Origin of the sequence: Actinotignum timonense, from assembly GCF_030216305.1 — a bacterium.
Lineage (GTDB): Bacteria > Actinomycetota > Actinomycetes > Actinomycetales > Actinomycetaceae > Actinotignum > Actinotignum timonense_A.
The window spans coordinates 1-18,274 of the sequence record NZ_JASOKT010000010.1; the positions used below are offsets into that span (position 1 = coordinate 1).

15 protein-coding genes are annotated in these 18,274 nt (G+C 63.2%); 14 read left to right on the forward strand and 1 reads right to left on the reverse strand.

The genetic code is table 11. From position 1 onward, the window contains the following. The first annotated feature begins 168 nt into the window (after positions 1-168). From codB to QP305_RS06135, 14 genes are all read left to right on the forward strand, one after another. Positions 169-1,554, forward strand: coding sequence for a cytosine permease (gene codB, locus QP305_RS06075; protein WP_284904534.1), 1,386 nt, complete (start codon positions 169-171; stop codon positions 1,552-1,554). Positions 1,555-1,605: 51 nt separating this feature from the next. Then, positions 1,606-2,907 carry a cytosine deaminase gene (gene codA / locus QP305_RS06080; protein WP_284904536.1) on the forward strand — a complete coding sequence of 434 codons (1,302 nt, stop codon included), beginning with the start codon at positions 1,606-1,608 and terminating at the stop codon, positions 2,905-2,907. 619 nt (positions 2,908-3,526) lie between these two features. Next, positions 3,527-4,282: a TetR/AcrR family transcriptional regulator gene (locus tag QP305_RS06085; RefSeq protein ID WP_284904538.1), complete on the forward strand. Its 756-nt coding sequence runs from the start codon at positions 3,527-3,529 to the stop codon at positions 4,280-4,282. Next, the gene (locus QP305_RS06090) at positions 4,279-6,822 is read left to right on the forward strand and encodes a YhgE/Pip domain-containing protein (protein ID WP_284904540.1); all 2,544 of its coding nucleotides are present in this window, start codon (positions 4,279-4,281) and stop codon (positions 6,820-6,822) included. The genes QP305_RS06085 and QP305_RS06090 overlap by 4 nt, the downstream gene beginning before the upstream one ends. A gap of 189 nt (positions 6,823-7,011) precedes the next feature. After that, positions 7,012-8,898 carry an ABC transporter ATP-binding protein gene (locus QP305_RS06095; RefSeq protein WP_284904542.1) on the forward strand — a complete coding sequence of 629 codons (1,887 nt, stop codon included), beginning with the start codon at positions 7,012-7,014 and terminating at the stop codon, positions 8,896-8,898. Continuing rightward, the gene (locus QP305_RS06100) at positions 8,891-10,765 is read left to right on the forward strand and encodes an ABC transporter ATP-binding protein (RefSeq protein ID WP_284904544.1); all 1,875 of its coding nucleotides are present in this window, start codon (positions 8,891-8,893) and stop codon (positions 10,763-10,765) included. Before QP305_RS06095 ends, QP305_RS06100 begins: the two co-directional genes overlap by 8 nt. Before the next feature lie 550 nt (positions 10,766-11,315). Continuing rightward, a complete protein-coding gene (locus QP305_RS06105) occupies positions 11,316-12,470 on the forward strand; it encodes an ABC transporter substrate-binding protein (RefSeq protein WP_274736337.1) in 1,155 nt (384 codons plus the stop codon). 13 nt (positions 12,471-12,483) lie between these two features. Further along, positions 12,484-13,611: a FecCD family ABC transporter permease gene (locus QP305_RS06110; protein WP_284904547.1), complete on the forward strand. Its 1,128-nt coding sequence runs from the start codon at positions 12,484-12,486 to the stop codon at positions 13,609-13,611. Next, positions 13,604-14,404, forward strand: a complete 801-nt coding sequence (locus QP305_RS06115) for an ABC transporter ATP-binding protein (RefSeq protein WP_016441903.1) — start codon at positions 13,604-13,606, stop codon at positions 14,402-14,404. The genes QP305_RS06110 and QP305_RS06115 overlap by 8 nt, the downstream gene beginning before the upstream one ends. Next, on the forward strand, positions 14,397-15,008 hold the full coding sequence (locus tag QP305_RS06120) for a hypothetical protein (RefSeq protein WP_126135242.1): 612 nt from the start codon (positions 14,397-14,399) through the stop codon (positions 15,006-15,008). Before QP305_RS06115 ends, QP305_RS06120 begins: the two co-directional genes overlap by 8 nt. Before the next feature lie 2 nt (positions 15,009-15,010). After that, positions 15,011-15,670 carry a hypothetical protein gene (locus QP305_RS06125; RefSeq protein ID WP_016441905.1) on the forward strand — a complete coding sequence of 220 codons (660 nt, stop codon included), beginning with the start codon at positions 15,011-15,013 and terminating at the stop codon, positions 15,668-15,670. Positions 15,671-15,880: 210 nt separating this feature from the next. Then, on the forward strand, positions 15,881-16,033 hold the full coding sequence (locus QP305_RS08715) for an HNH endonuclease (protein ID WP_350309601.1): 153 nt from the start codon (positions 15,881-15,883) through the stop codon (positions 16,031-16,033). Between the two features lie 98 nt (positions 16,034-16,131). Beyond that, positions 16,132-16,512, forward strand: a complete 381-nt coding sequence (locus QP305_RS06130) for a hypothetical protein (protein ID WP_284904550.1) — start codon at positions 16,132-16,134, stop codon at positions 16,510-16,512. Positions 16,513-16,580: 68 nt separating this feature from the next. Continuing rightward, positions 16,581-17,153 carry a Panacea domain-containing protein gene (locus tag QP305_RS06135; RefSeq protein WP_284904552.1) on the forward strand — a complete coding sequence of 191 codons (573 nt, stop codon included), beginning with the start codon at positions 16,581-16,583 and terminating at the stop codon, positions 17,151-17,153. Between the two features lie 574 nt (positions 17,154-17,727). Here QP305_RS06135 and QP305_RS06140 read toward each other — a convergent pair. Then, positions 17,728-18,093, reverse strand: coding sequence for an SdpI family protein (locus QP305_RS06140; RefSeq protein ID WP_284904553.1), 366 nt, complete (start codon positions 18,091-18,093; stop codon positions 17,728-17,730). Positions 18,094-18,274 lie beyond the last annotated feature (181 nt).

Below are 18,274 nucleotides of genomic sequence, written 5' to 3' on the forward strand. Positions count from 1 at the left end.
CACCGCGATGTACCACCCCCGCCGTCGTCGTACCTTTAAATGCCAGCCACGCTACTGAGAGCCGTTTCACGCCGAAAAAACTTCCCTCCGGCCCGGGAGAGGAATATGCTATTGGCAATTTGAGCCAAAATCAGGAAGGCTCAGGAAAATTCGGAGGCACACGCACTTATGTCCGTGACGGAAACGACAACCACGACCGCCACTTACCCGATTGATCACCCTATCGATGGGAATCTCACCGTTCCCGCCAGTTCCGGCGTTTCCGGTGTTCCTGATTCCGCAGGAGTTAACAACCGGCCGGACGAGGATTTCTCATTCGGAGTTGTTCCCACTTCAAGCCGACGTTCCTTTTGGGCCGTCGGCTTTGTTATGCTCGGCTTCACTTTCTTCTCCGCGTCCATGTCGGTGGGAGCGAAGCTCGGCATCGGCCTAGACCTGGGCGGCTTCGTGGCCGCCGTCTCCATCGGCGGCGCCATCCTCGCCACCTTCACCGGGGCGCTGGCCTACGTGGGCGCGAAAACCGGGATGGGCGTGGACGAACTCGCCCGCCATTCCTTCGGCCGCTTCGGTTCCTTCCTTCCCTCCTTCCTCATCGCCTTCACCCAGATGGGCTGGTTCGGCGTGGGGGTGGCCATGTTCGCCATCCCCACCGCGGAAATCCTCAATATTAGCCCCTGGCCGATCGTGCTGATCGCCGGTGGCCTTATGACCGCCTCCGCCTACTACGGCATCAAGGCCATCGAGATCGTCTCCTTCATCTCCGTGCCGCTCATCGCCGGGCTGGGCACCTACTCGATGGTGACCGCCACGGTGGACGGCGGCGGCCTCACCCGCATCTTCGCCAACACCAGCGGCATGCCGGTGATGGTGGGAGTTGGCCTGGTGGTCGGATCCTTCATCTCGGGCGGCTCGGCCACCCCGAACTTCACCCGCTTCGCCGGCTCCGCGAAATCCGCGGTTATCACCACCGTTATCGCCTTCCTCCTGGGCAACACCCTCATGTTCTCCTTCGGCGCGGTGGGCGGTGCCTTCACCGGCAAGGACGATATTTTCTACGTGATGATCGCTCAGGGTCTGGCTATCCCGGCCCTTATCGTGCTGGGCGCCAATATTTGGACCACGAATAACAACGCCCTCTACACCACCGGCCTGGGCTTCGCGAATATGACGAAGCGCCCCAAGAAGCCGCTGGTTATTATCGCCGGTATCCTCGGCACCCTGTGCGCGCTGTGGCTCTACGACAACTTCGTGGGCTGGCTGAGTTTCCTCAACGCCACCCTGCCCCCGATCGGCACCGTGCTGGTGGCCGACTACTTCGCTAACCGCCGCGCCTACCACGCCATTGTGGAGGCGGTGGAAACCGGTCGGATCTGCGCCGCGGATACCTCGAACACTTCAGCGACCCGCGCGGTGGCCTGGCCTGCGGTTATCGCGGTGGCTGCCGGGGCGCTGGTGGGCTGGACCATCCCGGTGGGGATTGCCTCGCTCAACGCTATCGTGGCCACGCTGGCCGTGTTCTTCGCTGGCCGCGGCGTCGTCGCAAAAATGAAGTAAGCGCCCGCGCGCTGCACCGTAACGTATCGCACGCACCCGAAAGGAGCACCCGTGAGCACCCAGATTTTCCGGAATCTGCGCATCGAAAACGCTGAGCACCTCTCCGATATCACCGTGACCGACGGCGTCATTACCGCGATCACGCCCGCCGGGCCGGTTGCCGGTTCCGCCGCAGTTTCGCCCGCCCCCGTTTCCGGTACGACGGCGCAGCCGAGCCACGCGCCGGCCGCCACCGTCCGCGACTTTGGTGGGCGCCTGGCCCTGCCGCCCATCGTGGAATCCCACGTGCACCTGGACACCACGATGACCGAGGGTGACCCGCACCCCAACGAATCGGGCACCCTCTTCGAGGGCATCGAGATTTGGTCGCAGCGCAAGGCGAAGCTCACGGTGGAGGACGTCAAGGAGCGCGCCATGCGGGCGATCCGCCAGCAGGTACGTTTCGGCATCCAATACATCCGCTCCCACGTGGATATCAACGACCCGAAGCTCACCGCGCTGCGCGCCCTGCTCGAGCTGCGCGAGGAGCTGCGCGACCGCGTCACCTTGCAGCTGGTGGCCTTCCCGCAGGAGGGCATCGAATCCTACCCGCACGGACGCGAACTGCTGCGCACCGCCGCCGAGCTGGGCGTGGACGCCATCGGCGCCATCCCGCATTACGAATTCACGCGCGAATACTCGGTGAGCTCGCTGAATTACGCGGTGGGCCTCGCGCAGGAATTCAACCTCCTCATGGACGTGCATTGTGATGAGATCGACGACGGCGCTTCGCGCGGTCTGGAAACCCTGGCGACTCGGGCCTACGAGGCGGGTATCGGGGAGAAGGTCACGGCCTCGCATACCACGGCGATGCATTCGTATAACAATGCCTATTTCATTCGGCTGCTGCGACTGCTCAAGATGAGCGGAATCAATTTTGTATCCAATCCGATGGTCAATACCCACCTGCAGGGGCGCACGGATACCTATCCGAAGCGCCGCGGGGTGACCCGGGTCAAGGAGCTGACGGAAGCCGGAATCAACGTGTCCTTCGGGCAGGACGATATCGTCGATCCGTGGAATCCGCTGGGCACGGGCTCGCTGCGCGATGTCACCCTCATCGGGCTGTACGTGACCCAGATGATGGGGGCTTCGCAGATCGATCATTCCTATCGCTTCATCACCCATAACGGCGCGCGCACCCTCCACCTGCCTGATTACGGCATCAAGGTGGGTAATCCCGCGAACTTCATCGTGCTGGGGGCGCCGTCGTGGCGCGAGGCCCTGGCTTTCCACGCCCCGGTGCTGGCTTCCTACCGGCGCGGCGAGCTGCTTTTCGAGTCCACTGAGCCGGAGCGCGCCTGGCATTTGTAGGCGGTTGGTTGTGCGCCGCGCGCGCCGCGCGCTTTTCTCCCGGACCCTCGGCCGAGTGACAGGCCGGGGGTTCGGTGAATTTAAGCCGGTGGGCGGGCCTGCGAACGACAGGCACCGACCGCCCACCATCACGCCGGCTCACAAAGTGGTACTGGAGCTACAGTCAACACCCGATTTTCTGTCGTGCAGTACCACTCTGTAAGGCCCGCAGTTCTCCAGTACCACTTTGTCTCTGCACCGCGGGCCTGGCGGCCAGCCACCACCCGGAGCTGATCTGGCATCTGGCGGCCCAGGCCCGTCCAGCCCGGGCCCGTCCAGCCCGCCCCGAAAACAAAGTGCGCGTAAGAGCACCGTTTCGGAGCTATTTCGTGTCTCTTACGCGCACTTGACGAGGGTGATGGTCCGAAATGCGCACTTGAGGAGGAGGGAGACCAGGCCGACTCACAAAATGTACATGGGTGACTGTTTTTCCGAGATGTACTTCGCATGTACGACATCTGCACTACAGCTCGGAAAACACCTACCACCCCGCCTCCCCTTGCGCCGCCTATTTTACATGTGTAAATTAGGCGGCATGAGAGAGGTACACACAGACGCTCCCAACGGCGGCACGAGCGGAATGCCGAACGCAAATCAGCACAGCATCCTCGGCCCCGCCGCAAACCAGCACAGCCCCCTCGGCCCTGCCGCAGACGATCCGCGGGCCCGGCGCTCCTACGATGCACTGGTGCACGCTGCTGGCGCGCTCATTGATAGCGGCGCGGCGATTGATGATCTCACCGTCTCTTGGATCACGCGGGAAGCCGGGGTCACCCGCCCCACTTTCTACCAGCATTTTTCTGGGATTAGCCAACTGGTGCGCGCCGTCGTTCTTACACGGCTCCACGCAATTTTTGACGCCACCCCGGTGCCAACCTCAGAAGAACCGTCGCTCGACGTACAGCTGCAGGTGCTGCTCCCCATGCTCACCACTCTGTTGGAGCACCGCCACCTCATTGCCGCGGCTCTCACCAGTTCCGCGGCTCTCGGGAGCGCAGCCCCGATTATCGCGGCGATTCGTGATCGCCTGCTCAGTGCCCCGGCCATTCGCGCCCGTGGCCGTGTCATGTTCGGTACGCCGACACCCGAAAAACAAACTTCGGGCGACGGCGCGCCTGCGCCTGCGACCGCTAAATCAAGCATGCCCGCCGGGGCGAACGGCACCTATCCCCCGCCCTCGAAAGCGGAAATGGACTTCGCTTCCATGGTGGCGGCCGGCCTGCTCTGGCGTGTGCTCCACTGGATGACCGAGGAACCCGCCGACCCCGATGATCTTCCCCGCCTCGCTACCGAAGTGGGCAGTTTTACCCGCGCCGCCTATGGAGAACACTCATGAGCGAATCACGAAACACCGCCCCGCAGCCGGATACGACGCCGCGCACCACCGCGGAAACCGGGCCGGCCGCGCCGTCCGCGCAGCCGGCTCCCGCCCGCAGCTGGCGGGAGCGCATCCGCCCCGCGATTATTATGTTTGGGCTCGCCATTATCCCGATGATCTACGCGCTGATTCTCACCGGCGCCTACGATGACCCGCTCGGCAACCTCAATGAGATCCCGGCCGCGATTGTGAACGAGGATCGCGGCACACAGCTGGGCGGCTCCGAGGTGAACCTGGGCGCAAGCATCACCACCAAGCTCTTGGAAACCGAAGAACGCCAGAACTTCCAGTGGCGGGAATACTCCGCCGCGGAGGCCCAGCAGAAACTGGCTAACGGCGATATCTACGCGGTGCTCAGCATCCCGGCGTCGTTTTCCAGCGATGCCACTTCCGTGGCGCGCGGCCCCGGGGCCGCCACCCGCGCCCGGCTCTCCTTCGTCACCGACGATGCCCTCAACTATATTGTCGGCAATGTGGGACGCGTCATCGCCTCCACCGCCACCGCGGCGGTTTCGGAGAAGGTGTCGGCCGAATATCTTGATGGCATCTACCTTTCCTTCGGGACGCTGAGCGAGCAGCTGAGCGCCGCGGCGGGCGGGGCCGGAGAGCTGGGCGCCGGGCTGCGTGACGCGGCCGGCGGCGCAACTCGGCTCGCGGAGGGCGCCGGCCAACTGGCCGAGGGCGCCGGGAGCCTCGCCACCGGAACGGAAACTTTAGCTTCCGGTGCGGGGCGTATGAACGACGGCGCAGCTCAGCTCGCGGCCGGTGCAGGCGACGCCGCGGGCGGGGCCAGCACCCTCAGCGAGGGGGTTTCCCAGGTAGCCGGTGGGGCCAGTGCCGCGAGCCTGGCGGCCGGCCAGCTCCGAGATGGTGCGGAGCGCAGCGCCGCGGGCCTGGATACCTTGGCGGCCGCCAGCCAGGATGTGGCGGCGGGCAGCCAGAAAGTAGCGGAGGGGAATGCCGCGCTGGCGGAGGGAGCCAACCGCGCCCTTGCCGGAGCGCAGCAATTGGGCACCGGCGCGGAGAAACTCAGCGGCGGGCTCAATAACCTCAATGACGGATTGAGCACCCTCATCGCGATGTACGATGTGCTGCCCCCGGAGGTGGTCAAGGCGAAGCTCGCTGAGGCACAGGCTGGCACCGCGCAACTTCTTGAGGGATCCACCCAGCTCCAGGGCGGGATAGCTGCCCTCGTCGGCGAGGAAACTGGAACGGCGGGCGGGTCCGGCATGGGTAGCGACAATGGAACAGGGGGCGGACCTGGCGCGGGCGCCGCCACCGGCGCGAGCGGCGAGCCTGGCGCGGGTGCCGAAAGCGGCGGGTTGAGCGCGCTTGCCAGCGGGGCGCAGGCCGCGAGCGCCGGGGCGGCGCAGCTCAAGGACGGTGCCGCCCAGCTGGCCGCCGGTGCGCAGCGTGCCGCCGCGGGAGGCCAGCAAGCCTTGGCCGCCACCACGGAATTCGCGGACCAACTCGATGCCCTGGCCGTCGGGAGCAGCCGCGCCGCCGCCGGGGCCACCCAGCTAGCGGAAGGCACCGCGCTCCTCGCTACCGGAAGCGGCGAACTAGCCGCCCGTGCCCCTGAACTAGCCGCCGGGGCACGCGCCGCCCACAGCGGGGCCACTCAGGTAAGCAGCGGCGCCACCACCCTCGCGACCAACCAGGAAACCCTGCGCGACGGTTTGCACACCCTGCGCGAGGGCGCCGCCACCCTGGAAGTGAAGCTCTCCGAAGGTGCGGAGAAAATCCCGGTCTACACCCCGAGCGAATCAGAAACGATGCAGCGAGTGGGGGCCACCCCGGTGGAATTGAGCACCACCCGCGCTCACCCCGTCGGTGATTTCGGTGCGGCAGTGGCCTGCTACTTCATCGCGCTGGCGATGTGGGTGGGCGCTATCGGCCTCTATCTCATGAAGCCACCTCTCTCGCGCCGCCTGGCGGCGGCGCGCGTATCCGGGCTGCGGCTCGGGCTCGGTTCGGTTGCTAGCGGGGCGCTCATGGGAATCGTGCAGGCGGGCCTGCTGGTCGGGATACTCCACCTCTTCGGGAATGTGGATCTCATTAACCCGGGCGCCACCCTGGCCATCTGCGTCACCTCCTCGATTGTGTATATCGCGATCAACCAGGCACTTATTGCGCTTTTCGGCGCCCCGGGTCGTTTCATCGCGCTCCTCATGATCGTGATCCAGCTGGGCGCGGCCGGCGGCATCTACCCGGTGGAAACAGCGCCGGGCTTCTTCCAGGCCGTCCACCCGCTGCTGCCCGTCACCCACACGGTTAACGCCCTGCGTGCCGCGATTGCCGGTGGCCCGATTGACACCGCGGCCTACGCCAGCGCGCTCGGGATATGGTTCGCCGCTTCGGTGCTGGCCACCGTCCTTGCTGCCATCATCAAAATACGCCGCGATGGCCATGCCGGCACGTCGCGGCCCCGCGAGGCGAAAGCCGGTAGCGGCGTCGTCGTACCAAAAAATGAGGAGGCGCCCGCCGCGGCACGGTAAAACGCAGGAGCGCGACGGCACGGTAAAACGCTACGGCACGATAAAGCGCAGGAGCGCACGCCGGGCCCGCACCCACCCCCGCACCGTAATTTCTGAGTCCTATTTACCACGAAGTAAGGGAAGCCTAATATGGAGGTGCTCCGCGGATCGCCCGCGGGGCACCTCTCCTACTGTTCGCGGAGGAATGGGATGACGGCTCAACTCACCCACGCAGATGCCGGCACCGCCCCGAACGGCGGCGTCGCCACGCGTGTCGATACGTATAAAGAAAAACGCGCGCAAGGACAGCGCGCCCTCAAAGAACTCATGGCGCCGATTGCCCCGCGCCTGGCGCTCGGCCGCTTCGTGGCGGTGTGCTCCTCGCTCGTGGCCGTGGCGCCGTTTATTGCGCTGGTGCGCATCGGCGATATTCTGCTGCCGGCCTGGCGCGCGGGAACGCCGATAGATACCGCGGCGCTCAGCTGGAATGTGAAACTACTTGCCGGGGCTTTTTGCACCCAGCTGCTCCTCTACTTCCTGGCGCTCACCATCACGCATTTCGCGGATCTCACATTGCGCGGCCTGCTCCAAGAGCGCATTATCGCACAGATTTCACGCGCGCCGCTCTCGTGGTTCTCCCGGGCGCGCTCCGGGCAGATCCGCAAAGCCATCCAGGCCGATACCACCACGCTGCACACCCTGGTGGCGCACGCCCCGGTGGAAACCACGGCCGCGGTAGCCACCCCGCTCGCCCTCGTTATTTTTGCTTTTACCGTGAATTGGCGCCTGGGGCTCCTCACCATCATCCCGCTGCCCTTCTATTTCGCGGCGCAAATGTTCATGATGCGCGATATGGGCGAAAAGACCGCGGAGATGGACGACCGGCTCGGCTACCTCGCCGCGCGCGGGGTGGAATTCGTGGAAGGCATCCAGGTGGTCAAAAGCTTCGGGAAAGTCGGCCACGCGCATCGCGCTTTCGCTCGCGCCGCCGATGATTTCGGGAATTTCTACTGGGACTGGTGCGGGCCGCTGCTCAAAGGCTCCGCGCTGGCGATGTCCTTCATTTCCGCGCCGGTGGTGCTGCTCGTCAATATGGGGCTCGGCTCGCTGATCCTGGCCGCCGGCGGCGCCACCCTCCCCGAGGTCATCGCCTGTTCCCTCATCGGCCTCATCGTGCCGCTCACCTTCGACACCCTCTCCACCAGCATGTGGTCCTACCAGCTGGCCGGGAATTCCGCGCTGCGCATTATCGAGGTGACGAGCGTGGAACAGTTGCCGCAGCTGGAAGCCCCCGCGGAAAATCCCGCAGCAGATCCCGCAGCCCCCGCGGCCGCGAGTACCGAGGAAGCCGCGGGCGGCGTCGTACCCGCGCATGTTGTTTTCGAGAACGTGAGTTACTCCTATCCGCGCGCCGGGCGCACCATCCAGGCGCTCGACGGCGTATCCCTCACGCTGCGCCGCGGCACCGTGACCGCGCTGCTCGGGCCCTCCGGTTCGGGCAAATCCACGCTGGCGACCATGCTCGCGCGCTTCCGCGATCCGGATAGCGGGCGGGTGCTCCTCGACGGGCGCGACCTGCGCACCCTCCCCGAAAAAGACCTCTACGCGCGGGTCGCTTTCGTGCTCCAAGATGCGCAAATGCTGCGCATGTCCGTGCGCGATAATATTCGCCTCGCGCGTCCCCATGCCGACGACGCCGCCATCGAGCAGGCGGCCCGCGCCGCCAATATTTGGGACGATATCTGCGCCCTCCCCAAGGGGCTGGACACGGTGCTCGGGGAAGATACCACGATGTCCGGGGGCCAAAACCAGCGCCTGGCCATCGCGCGGGCGCTGCTGGCCGACGCCGATCTTCTTATTTTGGATGAGGCGACCGTGGCCACCGATCCCCAATGCGAAGCGGAAATTCAAAGCGCCCTCAACCGTTTGGTGGCCGGGCGCACCGTGCTGGTGATCGCGCACCACGCCGAATCGGTGCTCGGTGTGGATCAGGTCTGCATTTTGGAACAGGGGCGGATTTCTGCCCTGGGCACCCCGGACGAGGTAGCCACGCATCCCTTCTGGGTGCGGCTCATGGAAGGACGCGAACATGCCTAAGAACTCTGAGGCCACGAACACCTACGGCGGGCGCGCGGGCGGCGGGCACACGCACACCGCGAGCGCACCCGCCACGTACGGCGCCCACACGCACACCGGGCGTTTCTCCGATCCGCTCCTCGTGCACGCCTACGGCTCGGTCCTCACTAAGGAAGGCCACGGCTACTACCGCCGCTCGATTATCCTGGTCATCCTTTCCGGGATGATCGAGGGCCTGGCGCTGCTCACCGTGGTGCCCCTGGCGCTGACATGGTCCACCGGCACCCCGACCCTCGGGCTCGGCGTGGGCGGCTGGATGAGCGTGCTTGCCGGACTCGCGGTGACCGGCCTGCTCACCGCCTACGTTCAGGCGGTCATGGCCTACACCGCCGCCATGGACGTGATCCGCCACAGCCTCAGCCTGCTGGGCGACCAGCTTTCCCGCCTGCCGCTGGGATGGTTCCGCTCCGGCTGGGCCGGCACCCTCTCGCGCCTGGTCACCGACGGCCTCATGGCCATCGGCCAGGGCATCGCCCATTTCACCACCCCAATTATCCGCAACGCCACCGCAGCCCTGGTGCTGCTGGTGGGGATGTGGATCTGGCAGTGGCAGCTGGGGCTTGCCCTTACGGTTGCGTTCCCGCTGCTGTGCGCGCTGGCCGGCGCGGCCCGGGTTTTACGACGCCGCTCCGAGCTAGCCACCAGTGCTACCGAAAGCGATCTGGCTGACCGGATCGTGGAATACGCCCGGTGCCAGCCGATCCTGCGGGCCACCGGCCAGGCCGCCACTTTCGCGCCGCTCCACACCGCTGTGAACGCGAACCTCGCCGCCCAGCGCCGTTCGCTGTGGCTGGGCATCGCCGCGAATCTACTTTCCGGGGTGGGCGCGCAGCTGCTGGTGGTGAGTCTTATCGCGCTGGCGGTGCACCTGTGCACCGGCGGGCTGCTCAACCCGGCGGCCACCCTCGCCTTCCTCGGGGTGGCACTGCGTTTCATGCGAAATCTGGAGGATTTCACCGCTTTCGTTATGGCGACCGAGGTGGCTCGCACCCCGCTTGACTCCATGCGCGAGGTGCTTGATGCACCTGTCCCGAGCGAGCCGGCCAGCGACGTCGCCCTTCCCACGCCCGGCGAAGTTGCCCTCCGGGACGTTCGTTTCGGGTACCGCGCGGATACCCCGGTACTCGACGGTGTGAGTTTCACGGCCCGCCCGGGCACCCTCACCGCGATTGTGGGGCCCTCCGGGGCCGGCAAATCCACTCTGTTCCGGCTCATGTGCCGGTTCTGGGACGTGGACGGCGGCAGCGTGAGCATCGGTGGCGTGGATGTGCGTGATCAAACGACGGCGCAGCTCATGGCGCAGTTGTCCATGGTGTTCCAGGATGTTTATCTGTACGACGACACCCTCGAAGCGAATATTCGGGTGGGGCGCGAGGGCGCCACGGATTCCGAAGTGCGGGCGGCCGCGGATATGGCCGGGGTAAGCGATATTGCCGCGCGGTTGCCCGATGGCTGGGAGAGTCCGGTCGGCGAACGCGGCGGGATGCTATCGGGTGGGGAACGCCAGCGGGTTTCCATCGCGCGGGCACTCCTCAAGCACGCCCCTATCGTGCTTTTCGATGAGGCAACCTCGGCCCTCGACCCGGAAAATACCGCCGCTATCCGCGCCTGCATTCAGCAGCTGCGCCAGGAAGCAACGGTGCTGGTGATTGCTCACAAGCTGGAAACGGTGCAGGGTGCGGACCAGATCGTGGTACTCGACGCGGGCGGGACCGTGCGCGAAGTGGGCACCCACGCGGAGCTGCTAGAAAGCGGCGGACTGTACCGGAAGTTCTGGGAGGATCGACGGCGCGCGGCCGGCTGGCAGCTGGGAGCCGCGGCGGATTAGTGCCGGCCTGGCGGAATGCCGCCGCCTCGGCGAAATAGCGCCGCTTCGGCGGATTAGTGCCGCTCTTCGCGTACACGTCGCGGGCCCGCCGGTACGTTTGAAAACGCCCGGCGGGCCCCATCCTACATTTTGCAACGCAACCGGCCTACATTTTGTAACGTAGAGAGCCTACAAAATGCAACGTAAGGGCTCTACATTTTGCAACGTAAGCGGTTGTGCACGATCTCAGCGTTTTGCCGAGACCTTGGGCGGGCACGTGCGGCATTACCGCGATTCCTACGGCCATGAAATTGATGCGGTGCTGGAATTGCCCGGCGGCGTCTGGGCGGGCGTCGAAGTCAAGCCAGCCACACTGAGCATCCACGCCGCCCCCGCCACGCCAAGCCAACGCCGCGCATACTCATACCCACTCCCGGATTTTCAAGCATTTACAAGGATTTTCACGCCACATAACGGTTGACACCCCGCGCTCCACTCCATAAAGTTAGGGCCACCTAACCACTAGGTCGGGAGCCGGTTTCACGCCCCGGCCGCTAACAAAGGAGCATTGGTGAAACGCCGTGTCATGACCGTTGCCCTGAGCGCGCTCTGCGCCGGGTTACTGGCGAGCTGTTCCGCATCTTCCACCTCTACCGAATCACCTACCAGCTCGAGTGGTGCCAGCGCAGCTGCGTCGTCGGCCTCCCCCGCCACGGGCGATGCCGCAAGCGGCCCCATCACCGTGACCGATCAGCGCGGCCACCAGGTGGAAGTCACGCGCCCGGTGCAAAAAATTGCCTCCGCGGTGATTCCCGCGCCCACCATTATTGCCGCGGTAGATGGATCCTGGGATCGCATTGTTGGGATTAACGAATCGCTGCTGGTCGCCAATAAACAGGGCATTATTTCGAAGATTTTCCCCGCCTCGGTGACCACCCCGGTGATCGCGGATCGCCAATTCACCCCGAATATGGAAACCATTCTGGCGCAGGATCCGGACGTATTTATTCAGTGGGGTGACCGCAGCGAGGATCTTATTACCCCGATTGAGTCGGCCGGCATTCCGGTGCTCGGGCTCAAGTACGGCACCCAGGAAAATCTGGAAACCTGGATCAAGCTTTTCGGGGAAATCCTCGGCAAGGAAGACCGCGCCGCGCAGCTTATCGACTATATGCACAGCGAACAGGAATCGATATCCAAGCAGGTCGCAGCGCTGGGCAAGCCCAAGCCGCGCGGGCTGCAGCTGAGCTACTCGGCGGAAAAGATGTCCGCGAATACCGAAAAGAGCTACGGGCAGCACGTTTTCGATGTGGCCGGGATTCAGAATATGGCCACCTCGGATGTGGTGCAGGATGGCATCGTTTCCCCGGAGCAGATCCTGGCCTGGGATCCGGAAATTATTTTCCTTTCCGCTTTCGATAAGGCCGTGCCCGACGATCTTTATAACGATCCGCGCCTGGCCGAAGTAAGTGCTATTAAGAATAAGCGCGTCTACCGCGCCCCGCTGGGCGTGTACCGCTGGCAGGTTCCGTGCGCGGAATCGCCGCTGTACTGGAATTACGTGGCGGCCCTCGCCTACCCGGGAGAATTTAAGGTCGATATGCCCGCGCTCATGCGCGAGAAGACGAAGTGGGTCTACAACTACGATCTCACCGACGAAGATATCGATCTGGTTCTGCGCACCGATATTAATGCCGGCAGCGCTAATTATGACGTTGTCCGCTAAATCCGCAGATTCAATGGCCGCATCCGGTGCGCCCGGTGCAGTGCCGGGAACGATGAGTACGACGACGGCGGGGGCTACCGCCCCCGCACCCGCGGCCAGCGCGCCAACCACAGCCGTCAGTACCATCGCCCGGCGCCGCACCGCGGCTTTCGCGGTGCTGCTCATCACCACCATCGCGCTGCTCGGCGCGATGGTGGTGGCGATGGGCATGGGTCAGCTCTCCATTAGCGCTCCGGACGTGGTGCGTATTCTCTTCTCGAGTCCGGACGATGTGGATCGCTCGGCCCTCGTGGCTATTAACCAAATTCGAGCCCCGCGAGTCATTCTTGCCGTCGTGCTCGGCGGTTGCCTGGCTGTTTCCGGCGCGGTGCTCCAGTCCCTGTTCCGCAACCCGCTGGTCTCGCCCGATATCGTGGGGGTTTCCTCCGCGGCTGCGTTCGGCGGGGTGCTGGCGATTCTGGTGGGCACCTCAAGCTTCATCCTCATGGGATCCACCTTCATTTTCGGGCTTTCCGCGGTGGTCTGCGTGATGCTCATCGGGCGGATCCGTTCCCATTCGGCCACGCTCACTATCGTGCTGGCCGGCGTGGTGGTTTCCGCGTTCTTCAACGCCATGGTTTCCCTCATGACCTACGTGGCCGACCCGTACAGTAAACTCCCCTCGATTACCTTCTGGCTCATGGGCTCACTAGCTGCGGCGTCGTGGGCAAAAGTCACCACCATTATTATTCCCGTCATTATTGGGCTTATCGTGGTGGTGGCGCTGCGCTGGCGTATTAATGTGCTCTCGCTGGGCGATGAGGATGCCCGGGCTCTCGGTATTAATCCGAGTGCGATGCGCTGGGTGTGTATTTTCGCCGTCGCCCTCCTTACCGCAGCTTCGGTGGCAGCCGCCGGAATCATTGGCTGGGTGGGCCTGGTGATCCCGCATCTGGTGCGCCTGCTGGTCGGGCACGATAATCGCGTGGTTATCCCGGAATCTTTCCTCATGGGCGGGATGTATCTCCTCATTATTGACACAATTGCGCGCAATGCGACCTCGGTGGAAATACCGGTGGGAATTTTGACCGCCACGATCGGCGCCCCGGTATTTATCGGGTTGCTCATTCGGCGCGCGCGAAAGGGGCGGGCTCTTGCTTAAGGCAGAAAATCTTGGGCACCACTATCGCGGCGGGCCGTGGCTGTTCCGCGGGGTGGAGCTGGAGGCCCACCCCGGCGAAGTACTCACGGTGCTCGGGCCGAATGCGCGCGGAAAAACCACCCTGCTGACCTGTTTGGCGGGAGTGCGCACCCCGGTGGAAGGCACCGTGCATTCGGACGGGCCCATCGGCTACGTGCCGCAATCCCACGCGGCAAACCACCAGTTCACCGTGCATGACATGGTCCTCATGGGTCGGGCCCGCACCATGCGAGTTTTCGCCAGCCCCTCGGCCGCCGATAGCGAGGCCGCGTGGGAGGCCCTCGAACGGGTGGGGATCGCGCACCTGGGCGGGGCTACGTACGCCGAGCTTTCCGGCGGGCAACGCCAGCTCACGCTCATTGCCCGCGCGCTGGTCGCCACCCCGAGCACTCTCATTTTGGACGAGCCGACATCCGCGCTGGACCTGCGCAATCAACGCCGTGTCCTCACAATTATTCGCACGCTCGCGGCCGAGGGCCTGGCCATTATTATGACCACGCACGATCCGGCGCACGCCTTCCTGACCTCGCGCACCACCCTCGTCATGGACGCTGACGACCTCTCCATTGGCGCCACCGAACGCCAACTCACCGAAGCGCGGCTGAGCTCGCTTTACCGCACGCCGATTCGGGTTCGTGATGTTCCGGTTGACCGTGGCTCACAGTGCGTCGTCGTTCCGGATTTTAGTGCGAACGACGACGCCGCCCCTTCCGCTTCCACACCGCCCTCGCAAAGAAAGGACCACGATGGGTAATATCCTCACGATTATGAATATGGTGCGCGATGCGAGCACGCCACCTGACCTTATTGATACCTACGAGCTACCCAGCACTGACCTGGGTAATTACCGCGGAATTGTGGTGTCCATGGGCGCCGACCAGGTATTTTTAGAGCGGCAGCGCGAGCGCCTGAGCGCCTGGGTGCGCGCGGGCGGGAAACTGCTCGCCAACGGCCTGCCGATGCGGCGCTGGGTGGACGGGCTACCCACCCACCGGAAAATGGAATTTCACGGGTTGGATGATGTGTGGCTAAGCGCTGTGGAGCCGCATCCGATCTGGGAGGGTGTTGAGCGCCGCGATATGCTGCTGCGCACCGGCGTGCCCGGCGAGCATTCTTTCGAGGAATTACGCGAGATCGGGGTGGCCGGTTTTTACGCGCGTTCCTTCCTATCGGACCTGCCCGCAGGCGCGCGGGTGATCACCGGAATCGGGCCCGGCAAGCTGCCGGTGGACGTCAGCTACCGGCTGGGCGAAGGCGAAGTGATTGTCCACAACGGTAACGACCTCAGCGGTTTCGCGTTCCCGGGGACGTCCGCCGCCGGGCTGCGCCGCGCCATCACCGAGTACCTGGAGAAGTAACGATGAAGAAAATAGCATTTGTGCACACCGGTTCGTTTTTCCATCTCGCGACCGTGAAGGATCCCGCGGTGCGGGCACGCCCGGTCACCCCCGTGTACTGGCCGGACTATTCGGGAGATTTTTCGGAGTTCGACGCCGTCTACTTGGCCGCGCGCAATCACCCGGGTGTGGTGGCCGCGAAGCACGGCCAGGTGCTGGACTTCCTGGGGCAGGCCGGTAATAAAGTATTTATCGACGGAATTAACCAGGTGGATAGCTGGCTGCCGGGGACGTCCGAGACTCCGCGCGGCACGAATTTCTGGTCCTGGCGCACGGGTGAGGATCTGGGGCGGCGTTCGGTGAATACTGATCATCCGCTCTGGGAGTATCTTTCCGATGAGGCCGTCCACTGGCATTATCACGGGGTGCTCGCGCCTCCGGCGGGGGCGACGCCGTTGGTGGTGCTCACGCAGATGGAGCAAACCGGGCCGGGCGTTGATCCCTGGGGCGGGTATTATCTGGCACTTCCGGATCACCCGAATATGCTGCTCTACCACGATAATGTGACGTTCGCGGCCGAGCTGGTGGTATCCACGATGGATGCCACCTATCACCACGGGGCCGGTTTCATGCCTGGCGCCACCCAGTTGCTCTACCGCATGCTGGAGTGGCTCGGGGATTAGCGCGGGCGGGTGGCGCGGGCCGGGGCGACCGGAGCGGTCGGCGAGACCCGGGCGGCCGGTGCGGCCGGTGCCGCTGGCGTGCAGCCTTGGCTGTACGCGAGCGCGGCTCTTAGTCGAGAACGCAATCGGGTGGGCGTGCGAGATGTCGCGCGCCCACCTTTTCTACCCTAGGAGAATGGCCCGGAACCTCGCACGCATGAGGTCGCTAATATTGAAGCATCCAGAGGAAACGGCGCACCCGACTCCAGCGACAATGGATTGCTACTGTGCCGGAACCATCACCGCGCCTTTGACATTGGCTGCTTACAGTACGACGCCGCAACGGCAAGGCTTCGACGGCGGGAAGACTGCACTCCCTTCTAAAGTCCGCTCGTAAAACACTGCATCTTTTCTAGCCCGGCTTGACTACAGTTTCAAGCCGGGCTAGAATTCCGCCAACCACCTACAAGAAAGAAGAAAACATGAATCGCCCCGTATTCAAAGCAAGCGCCGAACGTGCCGGTAAACAGTGGCACCTGGAATGCCATGCGGTTGATCATGTTTCAGAATGTCCAAAGCTCGATCAGGCTGAAGAGGTAATCCGGCGCGCTATCACATCTCAAATTGGACTCGCAGCCGATAGCTTCGATACTTCCATTGATATCATCCTGCCCGAAGGTTTCGATATCCGGATTGCAGAAACATACCGTCTCCGCCACGAGGCGGAAGAACTCACCCGGCAGGCTGCGGCACAAACACGCAGCATTGCACTCGAACTTAAAGAAAACGGCCTAACTCTGCGCGATATCGGCGCCATTCTCGGAGTCTCGTACCAGCGCGCCGGCCAACTAACGAAAGGATAATTTCGATGCTCCTGACTGCATACAAGCCACCTGTCTTATGCCAGAATGATGGGACAGGAGGTCTCCCCATGAGCGTTTTTGACGTAGCCCAGTTTTTCGTTTCCCAGTCAGCATCCGGCAGCTTGTCCGCGCCCAAACTGCAAAAACTGTGCTTCTATGCCTTTGGCTGGTACGGCTACCAAACAGGCGAAGCCCTCTTCGATGATGCCTTCTGCGCAATGGAGAACGGTCCCGTTGTAGGCGATCTCCTTACGGCGTCTGCTTGCCGCGCAACTGTGGATCAAAAGCTTCTCGAAGAAGTCCATGCCGCTTGGGAAGAAGAAACCAAGGAGTTCGATCTTTACACCAGCGATATTCTGAAGGCAGTCTGGGATCGGTATGGTGACATAACTCCTGAGGAACTGACCCGCGCCACACAGCAGGAGGAACCATGGGTTGAGGCATGGCAGTCTCGCCCACATGGAGCAAAGCGCGCGGCGCTGTCAAGCTTCGAGATTATCGATTACTTCGTCACGAGAAAGAGTCCTGATTTTGCGCTACCGGATCGCAAGATCATCTACGATCCTTTCCCCTTCGAAGAAACCCCAACGCCGGCTTCGTTTTTTGAGAAACTTCGGGATTTGGGATGTCTTTCCATCTGACTCGCCTGAACGAAGATATTTTCCTCGATTCTTTCATTACAGGAAAAGACAACGACTCGCTCGGAAGGTGGCTCCGCGACAAAGCTCGCAAACTCCAGGAAGAGGATACCTGCGTGGTGTGGGTACTTTGCCAAGAGAACTCGAGCGAGCCGCTCGGATATTTCGCGCTTACCAGCACAAACGTCCCTACTACGCGCATCTTGAAGCGAGATCGATATCATTTCCCTGAGAACGGCAGCCTATAGGCGGCTTACGATCATCACCCTGCTTTACTGCTAGGTAAATTCGCTCTCCACGCGGATTATGCAGGAAAGAGCTCGCTGGGCCCCTTACTCATGGCACACGTATTTTCTAAGGCCGCAGCGGTAAGCGAGATTATCGGAGTACGTTATATCATCCTGCAAACACAGGTAAAATCCGTCGCTAATTACTACCAGCGTGAGTATGGTTTCACTTCGCTCCACAGCAGCCAGGCTTCCACCTTCCCGATGTACAAGACAATTAGTGCTGCACGCGAAGCCGTCACCCATTTCTTACCCTAGGAATAGCAGCAGAAGCCTATTGCCTGGCTCGGTCACCGCTCTTGCTCGCAAAGAATCTGTTTCGCAACCTTCTGAGCGCGGTGTGCACCGGCAAATACGCAGGCGAGCAGCACCACCATGCTGAGGATGATGATCGTGGCGATCACCCCGTCGGAGAGCGGGAGCAATACCGCGAAACCGCTGAAGACTAGGCATGCTGTGGCGGCGGCTGTCCACGGCCAAGCTGCGGCGTGCGCTTCCTGCCACGTTTCCTGGTTCGTCATGATGATGTCAGTGCGGTACCCGACGAGTTCGTTAAGCTTGAGGGTCTTTTTGCGCGAGGCGTAGGCAAACCAGCCGCTAACCACCGCAGATCCCCATAAGATAACCACTATAACTACCGCGATCTGCCAGGTCATTGACCCCTCCCATCTGCCAGCTTCGTTGCTGGTGGCGCTCTTCTCAGTGAACGGTATTTTCCCATGGGCCAGTTTACTGAGTGGCAGCGTCGTCGTACCAGTACCCACATCAAATTCGTAAGCGATAGAACCTGTCGGAAATACCGACAGCTTGCTTCCCACTGGGCGCGCTGCGCTACCG